We start from the raw sequence: 12,587 nt of genomic DNA, 5'->3' as shown, positions 1-12,587 counted from the left end.
GCGGTGGTCGTGGAGTGCGCCGATCGCGGCGGCGAGGGCCCCGGTGATGGCTCCGGCGGCGATGAGGGCGGCGTACAGGCCGGTGAGGCGGGCGAGGGTCATGCGGCCCTCCTGGCGGCGGCGGTGCCCTTCCATGTGCGGACTCCGGAGTGGTGGGCGGTGGGCCGGTCGGAGCAGGCCCATCCGGCGGTGCGGATGTAGCCCTCGTCCTTCAGCAAGGTCATGAGTCGTCCCCAGTGCGCCTGTGGGTTGGGCGGCGCGGGGAGATCGTCGGCGTCGGCGATCTCGTAGGTGGTGAAGGTGCGGCCTGTTGCGGCGGCGGCTATGAAGCGGGGCCAGACTTCGGCGAGCCACGTCTCGTAGTCTTCGGCCTGCCGCTGCGTGCGCGTCTTCGCCGGGGCGGGGACGGATCCGTCGAGGGCGGGCTGCACGGTGGCGGTCATGACGCGGACTCCTCGGCGGTGCGGGTGGCTTCGGCGATGCCGTCGCAGGTGGCCTTGACGGCTCCCTCGCGGGCGATGGCGCGGGCGTTGCCCTCGCAGATCTGTCGCATGGTCTCGGCGTCCTGATTGATGATCGGGTCGTTCTCCTCGAGCAGGGCCTCGGTGTCGTAGCAGCGGACGCAGAGGAGGGGCTGCTTCTCACGGGTGCACCAGCGGCAGGTGAACTGGCTGGCGCCGAGGTGACCGTGGTCAGGCTCGTACAGGAACAGGGGCCGGGTCTGCTTGCAGTGGTCGCAGCGGGCTTCGACCGGTGCTGGAGCGCTCATGACTCGTCTCCCGTCTTCGCCCCGTGCTCGTCGAGCTCGGCGTTGGTCATCAGGCCGTGCGGGATGCGGCCGGTGCGCAGGACGTCGCGAAGGTCAGCAGCGGCCCGCCGGTAGGTGACGGCGCGTTCGTGCTGCTGGAGCTGGACCGGGGTTGGCTCGTCGATGAAGAGGTTGTCGCCGAAGTCGGGCCCGGCCTTGGCCATCTGCTCCCAGCGTTCGGCGAGGCTGGCGAGCGCGGTACGGAGGTCGGCTTCCTGCTGGTGCATGGTTCGAACGGTCATCTCGTGGTCTCCTTGGGGGGAGCCGCCCGCATTGCCCGCGGGCGGCTCAGGCGTGTGCGGGCTAGAACGGGACGTCTTCGGTGGGCGCAGTGCTGGTGCCGCCCCAGGGGTTTTCTGTGCGCCGCTTGGCGTTGCGCACGGACGGGGCCTCATAGGCGTCCGCCATGTAGCCGCTACCGACGTGCTCCTCGATGTGGGCCTCGACCTCGCGGTCGATGTTGAGGTCGACCGAGTCGAGGTACTTCGAGAGGCCGAGCGCGTGCCGGTGGGCTTCGTCGGTGAGGCTGTAGATGAGGCCTTCGGCGACCTGGCGGATCAGTGCGAAGCGGTAGGTGTGGATTGCGTGGCGCAGGCTGCTGACGTCGGCTGACGTGGTCTGGCCGGCCGCGAGACTGGCGTGCCCCAGGGCCCGGTTGGTGAGGATGCCGGTGAGGACTGCGGCGTGCTGCTGGTCCTCGATCGGCAGATCCTTCTCCAGCGCGGCGGTGATGGCGGTGTCGGCGGCGGCGAGCAGTCGCTCGGCTTCCTTGCTGTGGTTGGTCATGGCGTGTGGTCTCCTGTTCGGAGGTCGCCCCGCCTAGCCCGCGGGGCGACTCTCGATGGGTGCGGGCTAGGCGGCGTTAGTGGCGGCGTGGAGACGGGCGATGAGGTCGCGGATGGCCTGCGCCCCGACGTGCTCGACGGACGCCCCGAGTTCCTCGTGGGCGAGGAGGTCGATGTCGTCGATGCCCTGTGCCTGGCCGAAGGCCCGCAGTTCGGCGACCGCTGTGGCGTGGTCGTCGTCGGTGTCGGAGGTGTCCGGCTGCTGCGCTTCGGCCGCCGGCGTTGCCGCGGTAAGGGCGGCGACGCTGAGTGCGGGCCGGGAGACCGAGTACTCGCCGCGGTTGCTGGTGGAGTCGCGGAGTTCCTCGGCCGTGTACGGAACGGCGTGCAGGGCGTCGGCGGCGATCAGGCGGCAGAGTTCGCCGGTCGCACGGGCGACGAGCATGGTCTGCGGCTGCTTCTTCCACTCGGACTTGTTGACGAGTCCGAGGAGGGCGGCGCGCGGTATGTCCCAGGAGACTTGCTGCCATTCCTCGTCGTCGGCCCGCCGCCCGCGCATGACGCAGTGCTTGTCGTCGGATTCGACGAGCTGGATCTTGTGCCCCTTGGACTGGACGAGGCCGCGCATGGCGTGCGCGCGGAGGGCGGGCGTGCCCTGGATGATGTCGAACGCCTTGAGGGCGGCCATCGGCTGCAGCCCGAGCTCGTTGCCTGCGAGGATGACGGCCGTGACCTCTTCGGGCTTGCCGCGGAGCTGTCCGGCGAACGGCGTCTTGGCGATCGAGACGGCGATGTTGGCGACGACGCGGGCTTCCTCGGCCCAGATGACGAGGGCGCTCTTGGTGGTGAGCTGCTGCGGCGTCTGCTGTTCGGTGGTAGCGACTGCCTGCTGCTCGTCGCGGGTGGCGATCTCGTTGGTGGTCACGGCTGGAGGTACTCCTCGGCTTGGCGGAGGGTGTCCCAGGTCGGCATTCCGATCTGGGGGATTTCGGTGACGGGCCCGGTCCAGTCGGGCCAGATGCCGGTCGCCTGGCACTCGGCGTAGATGCGGAGGGCCCTCTCGTTGCGGGCGCGGCCGATGTCGCGGTCCTGATCGGTGAGCTCGCGGACCGTGACCAGGTACGGGGCTTGCTTCGACTGGAAGACGAAGACGAATCGGGCGCCGTCGGGGGCGAGTCCGGCGGCTTCGACGCCGTCGATGTAGAGGGCGTCTTGCTGGTGGTAGCTGCGGTCCTTGATGGCCCGGCTGATCGTGTCGGGCGCCGCATCTTTGATCGTCTTGTAGTCGACGATGATCGGGCCGCGCCGCCAGTCTGGGCGGACTCGGCAGCGGATGCCGGTCGCCTTGTCCGTCCAGTAGATCGACTGCTCTGCGACGCCCGATCCGGGCGTGAACAGCGGGCCTGCGATCGGGTGCTGGCGGATCGCCTCGGCCATCGCGACGACCATGGCGTGGTCCTTGGTGAGCAGCGGCACCTTGCCTGCGAGGTAGGCCTCGTCTCGCTGGATCTGGGCGTCCTTCTTGCGCCAGTCCGGGAAGTCGATGACCTCCAGTTCCGGGCCCTCCCCCAGCACGTACAGGTGGGCGGCGTGCCCGAGGTCGAACTCCTTCTTCGGTGCCTGCGGGTGGTCGCGGTCATACTTGAACTGGGCGGGACAGCCCGGTGCGAGGAGGGCGCGCAGGCCTGTCGAGGAGATCGACGTCGTGTCCTGGTGGTATGCCTCGGCGGGGAGCCCGTCGATGATGGCGGGCGCTTCGGCCTCGACGGCGGCGGTCATGCGGCGGCCTCGGTGCAGGTCTCGCAGCGGCCGGTGGTCGTGTCGAACGGCCCGGCGGTGTTGCCGCAGCGGGTGCACCGCAGTGGCGCCGCCTGCTTTGTGGTGCTTTCGGTGCTCATGTGCTCTCCAAAAGGATGTGCTGAGGGTGGGGCCAGGCCCCGTCGGGGGGTGTGAGGCCTGGCCCCTGGGATGCCGCGGGCGGGGAGGGAAGGGCCCGCGGCGGGTCTTCGGTTGTTGGCCGGGCGGCTACCGGTTGATGCAGCGGGGGTAGGCGGATCCGCGGCGGCAGTTGTCGTAAACCGTGGAGTTCACGGCGAACTTGTGGTCGTTGCCGTGCTTGTCGCGGGTGGTCAGCTCGTAGTCGGTGTGGCAGGACTGGTGCGAGCGCCGCTTTGTGCGGGTGCCGGTCCACGAGGTGTGACAGTCGCGGTCCGAGCCCTTCGCGACGACGCGCCCGGCCGGGCCCTGCGGGTGGCTGTCCTGGCATCCGGTCAGGAGGGCGACGGCGGTGAGAGCCGCGCCGATGAACTGGTAGGTCTTCTGCATGGCGGTCACTCAGCCCCTGCCGCGGTGACGATCCGGTCGTGGGCCTGGTTGAAGTCGGCGGTGTCGAGGCCCATCCAGGGGATGGTGTGCGACATGGCGATCATGATTTGGAGGGCGTTGAAGCCGTCCTCCTTTGCGGCCTGCGCGGCTGCTTCGATGTCCGCGTCGGTGTAGATGCCGTTGCTGGACACGTCGCCGGGCATGTAGTTGCTGCCGGGCTCGTCGCACCACGCGGCGCTCAGCTTCGTGAACAGGTCCGTGGTTCCCTTGGGGCTGAGTGACGCCTTGATGGTGTCGGCGTCTCGCGTCCAGTCGATGCCGGTGTCGGCGAGGATGGCGGCGCCTTTGAGGGCGTTCTCGCGGGTCACTGCTTCCGCGATGGCGAGGCCGCTGTGGTGGCCGATCCGCCAGCGTGCCGGGTTGTTGAGTGACTGGGTGGCGGGCATGCGGAGGACGACCAGGCCGGGCGCTACCGGCAGTGCGTCGTGGACGGTGTGCTTGTGCTGGCCGTGGACGGTCATCACGTAGTCGGTGGTCTCGGCAGGCATCGGGGTTCCCTTTCCGTGGGATGCTTCGGTGGATTCCCGCCCGCTAGCCCCGGGCGGGGGTTTCTGTTTGGGCCGCCGCCCCGCCGGCCGGGCATCATCCGGCGGGCGGCGGAGTTCAGGCGGCCGGGAACACGAGGGCGTCCAGGCGTCGGGCCGCGGCTTCCGCGTACTCCTCGTTCGCCTCAATACCGATCGCGCGACGCCCGGATTGCCGGGCAGCGTCCAACGTGCTGCCCGAGCCCGCGAACGGATCGACGACCAGGCCGCCCTCGGGGCAGGCGTAGCGGATCAGCGGATCGAGAATCCCCAGCGGCTTCTCTGTCGGGTGGAGGGCACGGCCGTGCAGATTGCTTACCTTTAGGACTGAGCGCAGCAACCGAGTGCCGTCCGACCCGTCCCACGTCTTGGCTGCGATCTTGCCAGTGTGCTCGCGAGCAGTCGCTCCGGCGCGGAGCCCGCCCTCTCCCCCGCCCCGGCGACCTGACTTCTCCGTCGGCACGGCGTGATGGGTGCTATGCCAGTCGCCGTGATACCAGTGGGTGGCCACCTCGTGGACGCGCTTGAAGCGGTCGGTGGCGAAACCTGACCCGTTCTGCTTCTCCCAGACGATGTCCTGGCTGAGCCTCCAGGTATCGAAGTCGTCACGCCGGTCGAGGAACATACGCATCGACCCGAAGCACCACATCGACGACGCTACGGGCGCGACGAGGGCGGGCCAGCCATCGGGCCACCGGTCCCACGCGAGGCTGGTCTCCGTATACGGAGGATCTGCCACAACGAGGTCGGCCTGTACGCCGAGCGCGGGCAGGACTTCCCGCATGTCACCCAGGTACAGATGGACGGTGTCGTCTTCCCAGTACGGCTTCACGACGCCACCTGCTTCGGCAGCGGCTGGGTGTCGTCGTTCGCCCGCCCCCACGTGGTGGTGCGCGGGGCCTGGCCGGGGTCGGTGACGGCGGCCAGCGGGGACACGCCGGCGCGAAGGACGGGCCCGGTCTCGAAGCGGTGGATGGCGGGGATCGGCTGGGTGGTGACGTGCTGCGGCAGCGGGTTGACCGCGGTCGCGTTGGCGAGGCGGGCCTGCGTCGCGGCGAGCACGGTGTGGAGCCGGGCCGCCTCAGCCTTGACGACGTCCAGGTCGTAAAGGGCGCCGGAGTAGTCGACGGCCGCCCGGTCCAACTGCCGTCCCAGCCACGTGTTCTCCGCGGTGAGGGCCGCGTTCTGGCCTTCGAGGCGGGCGATGTAGGCGGCCATCTCCAGGCGGGACATCCGGCGGTGCCGGGCGGCGCTGCGGGCGGTGGCGATGACGCTCATGCCGCCTCCCGTTCGTTGACAGAGTTCACGCGCTCAACGACTTCGATGCTCTGCGGGCTGAGGACGAGACCGGGCCGACGGGGCTCCGCCAGGGCCAGGGCAGCGATGTCGAAGCTGTACCGGCCGGGCCCGTAGGAGACCGTGGCGACGACAGAGTCACGGTCGCCGTGCGGGCCGTCCGAGTGGTGCGCGGTCCGGGTGACCTTCACTTCGTCGACCCGGTTTTGGTGGGTGACCCGCACGAGGTCGCCACGGTCCAAGGACCACAGCAAGTTGATGGCTTCGTCGAGGGTCACGGCTGGTCTCCGATCGTGTCGAGGGCGGCACGGATGTCGTCCTGTTGGCCGCGGATGGGGTGTCCGCATCCGGCAAGGTCGGCGGCGGCGATCAGGTCTGCGGTTGTGGCCGCATCCGAATCGGTCAGGCCGTAGTCGGCGAGGATGTGGGCGACGGCGGTCGCGTTGAAGGTCACGGCCCCTCCAGCGGGTTGAAGTCGTCGGGGATGTCGGTGTGACCGGCGAGGATGTCGTCGATCAGGTTCGGGTCGGTGATCCACCGGGGTACGGGCCGTGTCGTGACGCCGATGCCGGTGAGGAGGCCGGGTACGAGCACCGGGGCGGCGGTCGTCGGCATCGGCGGGAGGTCGGCGAGCAGTGTCGGCTCGGGCAGGAGCGCGGTCATGCGGCCACCTCCGGCAGTTGCTTGATCTGGTTGCGGATCTTGTCGTCTCGGATGCGGTGAAGGGCTTCGATCAGGTCGTCGATGCCCTCGACGGGGGTTTCGGTGAGGGAGATGGAGAGCTTGTCGCTGCCCTCCGTGTCGCCGAGGACGAGCCGCTGTTGGCGGGTGCCGTCGAAGGCGTTGCGGCCGAACTCGGCGTGGGTCGGGGCGTTGCCAAGGTCGTAGACCAGGCCGCCGATGATGCGGGCGTTCACGACGCGTCACCGTCCTCGCGCTGTGCCTTCAGGCGGGCAATCTCGGCGCGAGCCTCGGCGAGCTCGTCGACAGCCGTTCGCTGCTGGTCGGCTCGGGCCGCCAAGTCGTCACGCCAGGCGGTTACCGCCTTGGCGAACCGGTCTGCAATCTCCAGTTGCTCGTCGATGCTGAGCTTCGCGTCGATCTGGAAGGTGACGTATCCGGAGCGGTGCTGGCCTTCAGGTTCGACGTAGAGCACGGGATGGACGGAGGCGTTGCCGCGGACATGGGTCGTCCGTCCCAGGAAGAACGTGGCTGTGAAGGCGGTCACGCTGCACCTCCGGGCGTCCAGTTCGGGTAGTCGGCGGCGGTGGAGACGGGGGCGTCGGGGTGGGTGACCAGCCACTCGTCCAGTCGCCAGGCGAGCAGGTCCGACGGGGAGTGGGTGCGCGCCTCAGCGGCGACCAGGGTCAGGCGGCGGACGTCGGCCTCCACCTCGGCGGCGGGACGGTCCCAGCGGGCCGAGGCCGTCATGACGCCGCCTCCTCTTCGGTGCCGATGGCGTACCGGAGCTGCATTTCGACGCCGTACAGGCCAGCGGCGCGGGCGTGGTTCGGCTCCAGCCGCTGCATGTCCCGCAGGCGGTCCACGGCGGCGGTGACCTCACCGCGGAGACGAGCTACCTCGGCGAGGAGGGCAGGCACGTCCGTGCGGGCGTGGGCAATGAACTCGACGTTCGCGGCCATCTGCTCGGGTGCGCGGTTCTCGTCGTCGTTCTCGTGCGCGGGGTCGTCCCAGTAGTTCTCGTCTTCGAGGTGGGCGACCTTTTCGCGGTAGGAGTACGAGGCGCGGCCCGTCATCTTGAGGTCGGCGGCGACGTCGGCGTAGGTGTCGCCGTCGTAGAAGCCCCACGGCCCGGCGGTTGCCGCGTCCACGCGCGCCTGGATCTCGGTGAGCTGCTCGTCGGTGAGGGGCTGCGGGGTGCGGGTCTCGGCGGTCATGACGCCTCCCCGAAGCGCTGCTGGGCGGGGTAGCGGTCGGCGTAGAACTCGGACCAGACCTTGTCGAACATCGGCCGGTCAGCCTCGGTGTACGACTTCACCGACCGCTCCCGGCCGTCCACCAGGCCGAGCGAGTCCTTCGGCTTCTCGCCGTACTGCATCTGGTAGGCCAGCGACACGCGACGGCCGAACGACGACCGGACCGAACGGCGCTCCACATCGGAGAGGCCGCAGTCCTTCAGGTACGTCTCGACAAGCAGGGCCCGGTCCTCGGGCGCGATCTCGGCGATCTCGCCAGCCGCCTCCGCGTAGTGGTGCAACTGCCGGGACCGCTTCCACCGCGTGTCGATGCTGTCGTCCATCGCGGCGATCAACTGGACCAGGCCGAGCGCGCGGCGGATGCGGCGCTCCTCGATTTGCTGCTGCAGGGTGTCGAGCTGCTCGTCCGTGGCCCGCTCGTTGATCGCACCGCCCTGCGTCCAATACGCCTCGATCGCGTCCGCGGTCTCGTTCTGGAAGGCGACCAGGGTGGGGCGGGCTTCGTCGGCGACACGGTTCTCGTTGACCGTCGCCAGGAGCATCAGGAAGGTGCGGACCGGGACGGCGTCCATCTCGCGGAGCTTGCCGTCCTCGGCAACCGTTGCCGTCTGAGCAACGGTTGCCCAGGAGCGAGTCTTGAGCTTGCGAGACTGGGCGGGGTAGCTCAGTCCGAGGTCTTCGACGGCGGGCTTCAGCACGATGTGCGGCTGGCCGTCGATCAGAGTCGTGTGGATGGCGCCGGCGGACAGGTCGAGTTTCACGACCTCGTTCGGCTGCGCGGGAGTCGTCGTCATGCCGCCGCCTCCTGTTTCGCGATCGTGCGGAGGAACTTGCCCGCCACGACCTGGGCGGCGTGCTTCGCGGCGCACGGCGTGCAGTCCTCGATGCACTCCCGCTCGCCGCCGGGCCACTCGACCATCGAGTGGAGGCTGTCCTCGTCCACGTTGGCGACCGCTTCCAGCAGGTCGGCGATGCTCGGGCTGTGCGGGCGGATCTTCTCCACCGCGTCGGACAGGTTGATCTCGTCCACGGGTACGGGTGTCAGAATGTGAGGCACGTGAAGCCCCTTTCTTCTCGTGAGTCGTGAGGGGTGGATCGGTGCGACCTGCGGGTCGCGAGGCCCCTGCTGCCGGTGTGTGGAAGCCCGGCGGTGGGGCCGTTTGCCGCTCTAGGCGGCGCGGGCTACGGCCGGCTTCTGGAACGGCTTGACGACGTGGCGCTGCGCGAGCGCGACGATCTGCTCGCCGGTGAAGTAGATGACGCGACCGTTCCGCGAGTGCTCGATCTCGTGCTTGGTGGCCATGTTGCGCAGGGTGCGGCCACGGAACGGCGTCCACTGGGCGGCTTCGTCGGGGGTGTAGTGGAACAGCGCGCCCTCGGCGGAGTTCGGGGCGGGCAGGTTCTCGCGGATCTCAAAGGTCCGCTTTCGCGTGGCCCTGGGGGCGGTCACGGCTTCTCCTCGTGGGTGATGTCGGCAGGGGTGACACCCAGTGCGTCCGCGAGCCGGTAGATGTTCGCGTCGCTCAGGCCCGCCTTGCCGTTGAGCACCCGGGACAGATGGCTTTCGTGTATCCCGGACCGGGCGGAGAGTTCTACAAGGCTCATTTTCAGAGCCTCCCGTCTGTAGCGGATAGCGCTGGAGTGCGGTCTCACGCCAATGAAACTAGCCCCCACAGGCGCTCACAGCAAGCCTTCAGGCGACACTAAGGCTCATCTTCTTGGCCTTCACAAGCGGAGCGCACGCCATAGCTCCCGGTACGCGACGTGCGCCCCATGCAACCCAAACGCTCTGTTTGCGAGCCAAAAGGCAGGTCAAAAGGCTTGAAGGCAGCTAGGGGGTTGCATGGAAGTAGTGCATGATGAGGTTTCATGACGCGAGATTGGGTACGGCTCGGGCGTGCCTTCGAAGCCGCGCGCCGGGCGGTCGGCCTCACGCAGATCGAGGCCGCTGCGGCGCTGCACATCACGCGCACGACCGTGCAGGCCATCGAGCGCGGACGACAGCCCAACGGCAAGGCGTTCACGAAGGTCACCAGCAACATGCGCGCCTATGCCCGGCTCGTCGGCTGGAGCGAGGACTCCCCCGACCTCATCGCCGACGGAGGCGACCCCGTACCCGCCGCCGCAGCCGAACCCCCCGCCCGTGAGACGGGCTCCTCCGACCTCCCGCCGGCCGTCGAGCTCGAACTGCGCTCCGGCCGGACCCTGGACTCCGCGGTCATCCACTTGGGCACCGAGGACGATGACGCCCGGATCGTCGTCGTCGCCAAGGGCGCCGAGAACATGAGCGAGGAGGATCTCGACCGGATCTGGCAGCAGTTCCGCCGGGCCCGCCGTCACCTGCAAGGCATCGCATCCGAGACAGAAACCCCATCAGACCCGTAAAGATTCTTTCGTCACGGGTGGCGCGCGGTGTCGCAATGTGTGCCAGCATGCTCAGACCGTCACCGAGGGGGGCACGCTCGGATCGGTGAATTGAGCATGTGGGTTATGCAAGTTGAGCGTTCTGGCGGGGGCCACTTCGCACCGTTCATCGTCGACAGCATCGACGGCTGCACGTTCGTCTTCCACGAGGACGACATCACGCCCGAGGGTGCCGGGTGGTTCTCGCAGGCCATGACGGAGCAGGCGCGCAGGTGGCTGCCGCGGACCATGGAGATGCCGCGGGGGCCGATAGTCCCGGTGCGCATCATTCGGGAGCCAGTCCTGCCTGACCCCTACCGGCTGCGGCTCGACGACAGTGCCGAGCGCATCACGTACTGGGTCATCGACACCGCCATCAAACGGCACGCGGCTGACGAAATCTGCCGCCAGCTCACGGAGAGATCCCCGCACTGGCATCGTTTGCCGGTGGCGCACAGCGCTGCGGTCTGAACGAGCTGGGGGTAGCGGTGGCCTACGCCGAGAAGGTGTACAAGGTCCGGGACGGCAAGAAGACAACCAAATACACGTGGCGATGCCGATACAAGAAGCCCGACGGCACCTGGGGTAGCGAGCCCGGGTTCCCGACGAAAATCATCGCCGAGAAGTGGGGCAACGACCAAGAGGCCGCGATCCGTGAAGGGCGCTGGGCGGACCCGGAGCTCATGCGCAAACGGTTCGGGACGTTCGTCGAAGAGTGGCTGGCCGTTCAGAACCCCCGCGGCCAGACCACCGAGAACCGGCGCGAGCGGCTGCAGTCCCATATCCTGCCGCGCTGGCGGGACACCCGCCTGATCGAGCTCAACTGGTTCGACGTTGAGGCCTGGGCCCGGACGCTGCCGTGCGCTCACAGCACCACCAAGTACTGCGTCAGCTTGATGTCGCAGATTCTCACCGGCGCCGTGGACGCCCGTCACATCCCGCACAACCCACTGGCCGGCCGACGGCTGAAGGGTCTGCCGGCGGCGACCTCTGGCAAGCGCAAGGAGCGGCCGGAGGACATGTGGGCGCCGCCCGAGACGGTCCTGCAGCTGGCCCGGCGCATGGGTCCCGTTGACGGGCTGATGGTGCTGACGACGGCGTTCATCGGCCTTCGCTTCGAGGAAGCCTCGGGGCTGCATCGCCGCAATGCACTGCTGACGCGCTCCCAGAAGCACGATGGAGGGGTCTTCGAGTGCTCCCTTGTCCGCGTGGACGGAAGCGAAGGGGCGCTGGCCCAGTACTTCCGGTACGACGAGCAGGCGAAGCGGCGCACGTTCCACGGGCTGGAGCCGCCGAAGAATGCGACGTCGGCCCGGGACATTGACGTGCCACCGTTCCTGGCCGACCTGCTGGCCCGGCATCTCGACGCCTGGCCCTTCGACTTCGTGTTCACCGCACCGAAGGGCGGATGGTGGTGGCGTTCCTCGTGGTGCGCCCGGTTGCGTCCGGCGGCTGACGGGAGGAAGGCGCGGCCGGGCGGGCACGGCCATCCGCCGCTTGAGAAGTGGGAGCCGATCATGCCAGGCCTGGACATGCGGGCGCTGCGGCACTCGCACGACACCTACCAGGCAGACATCAACGTCCATCCCGTGCTGGCCCACGAACAGGCGGGGCACAAGTACCCTGGCATCAAGGGCATTTACCAGCATCCGACGCCGTCAATGCGAGTGCATCGCCTGGAGGGTCTGCAGGGCCTGTACGAGCGGGCTCTGGGGAATCTTGGGTGGGAGTCGGTCTGGGGGAGTTGATCTCCTGAATATCTCCCATTTGATCAACTGGGATCAGTGGGAGAGTGCTCAAGTCCAGGTGAGAGCCAGGCGCAAGATCTTTTAGGCTCGTTTTCCACATCACACCGGGTGATGTTCATGGCGTGGTCGTGGTACCACCACTGCACGGCCTGGTGGTCGTTCGGGTACTCGGCGAGCTGGGCGTCGCCGGACCCCACCGCGTTGTCCGCCCAGCCGTCGTTGCCGCCGCCGGTCTGCGCCCCGTGGAGATGGGTCACGGACCAGGCGGGCAGGGCGGCGACGTCCGCGTCGGCGGGCACGCCGTCGCGGCCCGGCCGGGTGCTCGGGTTCGGTGCCCCGATGGGCACCTCCACCGCTGTCACCGGGTACTCGCTGCCCTTCGGGATGCGGTTCGTCCAGGCGATCCGGACCCGCTGCCCGCGCCGCACCTCGATGGTGGGGCCCGGTACGCAGCCGTCGTAGCCCCACATGAGGGTCGGCGGGAGCTGCGGGTGGAGCCGCTGCCAGGTGGGCCGCAGCGCGATCTCCGTCTCGGTGCGGACGTCGTCGGTGGCGGGCCGCAGGATCGGCGGCACGGTCAACGGAGCGACGTACGGCTCCAGTTCCCCCGCGGCGACGGTCCCGTCCCGGTCGGCTTCGGCCGGTGCGTGCGTGACGCCCGCGGCGTCCGTGATGTGTTCGATGGTCTCGGTCAAGGCAAG

25 protein-coding genes and 1 pseudogene are annotated in these 12,587 nt (G+C 68.8%); 3 read left to right on the top strand and 23 right to left on the bottom strand.

Going from position 1 to position 12,587, the window contains the following annotated elements; all coding sequences use genetic code 11:
* Window positions 1-98 precede the first annotated feature (98 nt).
* The 22 genes from ACIRF8_RS15135 to ACIRF8_RS15030 form a co-directional block, all read right to left on the bottom strand.
* Complete coding sequence (locus ACIRF8_RS15135; protein ID WP_404214814.1) at window positions 99-443, bottom strand: hypothetical protein; 345 nt, start codon at window positions 441-443, stop codon at window positions 99-101.
* The gene (locus ACIRF8_RS15130) at window positions 440-769 is read right to left on the bottom strand and encodes a hypothetical protein (RefSeq protein ID WP_404214812.1); all 330 of its coding nucleotides are present in this window, start codon (window positions 767-769) and stop codon (window positions 440-442) included. Before ACIRF8_RS15130 ends, ACIRF8_RS15135 begins: the two co-directional genes overlap by 4 nt.
* Window positions 766-1,050: a hypothetical protein gene (locus ACIRF8_RS15125; protein ID WP_404214810.1), complete on the bottom strand. Its 285-nt coding sequence runs from the start codon at window positions 1,048-1,050 to the stop codon at window positions 766-768. The genes ACIRF8_RS15130 and ACIRF8_RS15125 overlap by 4 nt, the downstream gene beginning before the upstream one ends.
* 61 nt (window positions 1,051-1,111) lie before the next feature.
* Window positions 1,112-1,594, bottom strand: a complete 483-nt coding sequence (locus ACIRF8_RS15120; protein WP_404214808.1) for a hypothetical protein — start codon at window positions 1,592-1,594, stop codon at window positions 1,112-1,114.
* A 66-nt stretch (window positions 1,595-1,660) separates the two neighbouring features.
* Window positions 1,661-2,518, bottom strand: coding sequence for a hypothetical protein (locus ACIRF8_RS15115; protein WP_404214806.1), 858 nt, complete (start codon window positions 2,516-2,518; stop codon window positions 1,661-1,663).
* Window positions 2,515-3,372 (bottom strand): PD-(D/E)XK nuclease-like domain-containing protein, encoded by an 858-nt coding sequence (locus tag ACIRF8_RS15110; protein ID WP_404214804.1) that lies wholly within the window; start codon window positions 3,370-3,372, stop codon window positions 2,515-2,517. Before ACIRF8_RS15110 ends, ACIRF8_RS15115 begins: the two co-directional genes overlap by 4 nt.
* The gene (locus ACIRF8_RS15105) at window positions 3,369-3,491 is read right to left on the bottom strand and encodes a hypothetical protein (protein ID WP_404214802.1); all 123 of its coding nucleotides are present in this window, start codon (window positions 3,489-3,491) and stop codon (window positions 3,369-3,371) included. Before ACIRF8_RS15105 ends, ACIRF8_RS15110 begins: the two co-directional genes overlap by 4 nt.
* A 127-nt stretch (window positions 3,492-3,618) precedes the next feature.
* On the bottom strand, window positions 3,619-3,927 hold the full coding sequence (locus tag ACIRF8_RS15100) for a hypothetical protein (protein WP_404214801.1): 309 nt from the start codon (window positions 3,925-3,927) through the stop codon (window positions 3,619-3,621).
* Window positions 3,924-4,466 carry a hypothetical protein gene (locus ACIRF8_RS15095; RefSeq protein ID WP_404214799.1) on the bottom strand — a complete coding sequence of 181 codons (543 nt, stop codon included), beginning with the start codon at window positions 4,464-4,466 and terminating at the stop codon, window positions 3,924-3,926. Before ACIRF8_RS15095 ends, ACIRF8_RS15100 begins: the two co-directional genes overlap by 4 nt.
* Before the next feature lie 115 nt (window positions 4,467-4,581).
* Window positions 4,582-5,334, bottom strand: coding sequence for a DNA-methyltransferase (locus ACIRF8_RS15090; RefSeq protein WP_404214798.1), 753 nt, complete (start codon window positions 5,332-5,334; stop codon window positions 4,582-4,584).
* Complete coding sequence (locus ACIRF8_RS15085) at window positions 5,331-5,780, bottom strand: hypothetical protein (RefSeq protein WP_404214796.1); 450 nt, start codon at window positions 5,778-5,780, stop codon at window positions 5,331-5,333. Before ACIRF8_RS15085 ends, ACIRF8_RS15090 begins: the two co-directional genes overlap by 4 nt.
* Window positions 5,777-6,076 carry a hypothetical protein gene (locus ACIRF8_RS15080; protein WP_404214794.1) on the bottom strand — a complete coding sequence of 100 codons (300 nt, stop codon included), beginning with the start codon at window positions 6,074-6,076 and terminating at the stop codon, window positions 5,777-5,779. The genes ACIRF8_RS15085 and ACIRF8_RS15080 overlap by 4 nt, the downstream gene beginning before the upstream one ends.
* Window positions 6,073-6,252 carry a hypothetical protein gene (locus ACIRF8_RS15075; protein WP_404214792.1) on the bottom strand — a complete coding sequence of 60 codons (180 nt, stop codon included), beginning with the start codon at window positions 6,250-6,252 and terminating at the stop codon, window positions 6,073-6,075. Before ACIRF8_RS15075 ends, ACIRF8_RS15080 begins: the two co-directional genes overlap by 4 nt.
* Window positions 6,249-6,461, bottom strand: a complete 213-nt coding sequence (locus ACIRF8_RS15070) for a hypothetical protein (protein ID WP_404214791.1) — start codon at window positions 6,459-6,461, stop codon at window positions 6,249-6,251. The genes ACIRF8_RS15075 and ACIRF8_RS15070 overlap by 4 nt, the downstream gene beginning before the upstream one ends.
* Window positions 6,458-6,715, bottom strand: coding sequence for a hypothetical protein (locus ACIRF8_RS15065; RefSeq protein WP_404214789.1), 258 nt, complete (start codon window positions 6,713-6,715; stop codon window positions 6,458-6,460). The genes ACIRF8_RS15070 and ACIRF8_RS15065 overlap by 4 nt, the downstream gene beginning before the upstream one ends.
* Entirely contained in the window at window positions 6,712-7,026 is a 315-nt protein-coding gene (locus ACIRF8_RS15060; RefSeq protein ID WP_404214788.1) for a hypothetical protein, read from the bottom strand. The genes ACIRF8_RS15065 and ACIRF8_RS15060 overlap by 4 nt, the downstream gene beginning before the upstream one ends.
* A complete protein-coding gene (locus tag ACIRF8_RS15055; RefSeq protein ID WP_404214786.1) occupies window positions 7,023-7,229 on the bottom strand; it encodes a hypothetical protein in 207 nt (68 codons plus the stop codon). Before ACIRF8_RS15055 ends, ACIRF8_RS15060 begins: the two co-directional genes overlap by 4 nt.
* Window positions 7,226-7,696, bottom strand: a complete 471-nt coding sequence (locus tag ACIRF8_RS15050) for a hypothetical protein (protein WP_404214784.1) — start codon at window positions 7,694-7,696, stop codon at window positions 7,226-7,228. The genes ACIRF8_RS15055 and ACIRF8_RS15050 overlap by 4 nt, the downstream gene beginning before the upstream one ends.
* Window positions 7,693-8,529: a phage antirepressor N-terminal domain-containing protein gene (locus ACIRF8_RS15045; RefSeq protein ID WP_404214783.1), complete on the bottom strand. Its 837-nt coding sequence runs from the start codon at window positions 8,527-8,529 to the stop codon at window positions 7,693-7,695. The genes ACIRF8_RS15050 and ACIRF8_RS15045 overlap by 4 nt, the downstream gene beginning before the upstream one ends.
* A complete protein-coding gene (locus ACIRF8_RS15040) occupies window positions 8,526-8,792 on the bottom strand; it encodes a hypothetical protein (protein WP_404214781.1) in 267 nt (88 codons plus the stop codon). The genes ACIRF8_RS15045 and ACIRF8_RS15040 overlap by 4 nt, the downstream gene beginning before the upstream one ends.
* A gap of 111 nt (window positions 8,793-8,903) precedes the next feature.
* Entirely contained in the window at window positions 8,904-9,185 is a 282-nt protein-coding gene (locus ACIRF8_RS15035; RefSeq protein ID WP_404214779.1) for a helix-turn-helix domain-containing protein, read from the bottom strand.
* Window positions 9,182-9,388 carry a helix-turn-helix domain-containing protein gene (locus ACIRF8_RS15030; RefSeq protein WP_404214777.1) on the bottom strand — a complete coding sequence of 69 codons (207 nt, stop codon included), beginning with the start codon at window positions 9,386-9,388 and terminating at the stop codon, window positions 9,182-9,184. Before ACIRF8_RS15030 ends, ACIRF8_RS15035 begins: the two co-directional genes overlap by 4 nt.
* 216 nt (window positions 9,389-9,604) lie before the next feature.
* Here ACIRF8_RS15030 and ACIRF8_RS15025 point away from each other — a divergent pair, with 216 nt between their 5' ends.
* The 3 genes from ACIRF8_RS15025 (at window position 9,605) to ACIRF8_RS15015 (ending at window position 11,886) form a co-directional block, all read left to right on the top strand.
* A complete protein-coding gene (locus ACIRF8_RS15025) occupies window positions 9,605-10,120 on the top strand; it encodes a helix-turn-helix domain-containing protein (protein ID WP_404214776.1) in 516 nt (171 codons plus the stop codon).
* Between the two features lie 105 nt (window positions 10,121-10,225).
* Complete coding sequence (locus ACIRF8_RS15020; RefSeq protein ID WP_404214774.1) at window positions 10,226-10,609, top strand: hypothetical protein; 384 nt, start codon at window positions 10,226-10,228, stop codon at window positions 10,607-10,609.
* 17 nt (window positions 10,610-10,626) lie between these two features.
* Entirely contained in the window at window positions 10,627-11,886 is a 1,260-nt protein-coding gene (locus ACIRF8_RS15015) for a hypothetical protein (RefSeq protein WP_404214772.1), read from the top strand.
* Window positions 11,887-11,981: 95 nt separating this feature from the next.
* On the opposite strand, the pseudogene ACIRF8_RS15010 reads toward ACIRF8_RS15015, so the two are convergent.
* A pseudogene (locus ACIRF8_RS15010) lies at window positions 11,982-12,581 on the bottom strand (multicopper oxidase domain-containing protein); the annotation flags it as partial.
* Window positions 12,582-12,587: the final 6 nt, after the last annotated feature.

Source organism: Streptomyces sp. NPDC102406 (genome assembly GCF_044765725.1).
Lineage (GTDB): Bacteria > Actinomycetota > Actinomycetes > Streptomycetales > Streptomycetaceae > Streptomyces.
Note: the sequence above shows the minus strand (reverse complement) of the source record. Positions and strands in the feature narration are given on the sequence as shown.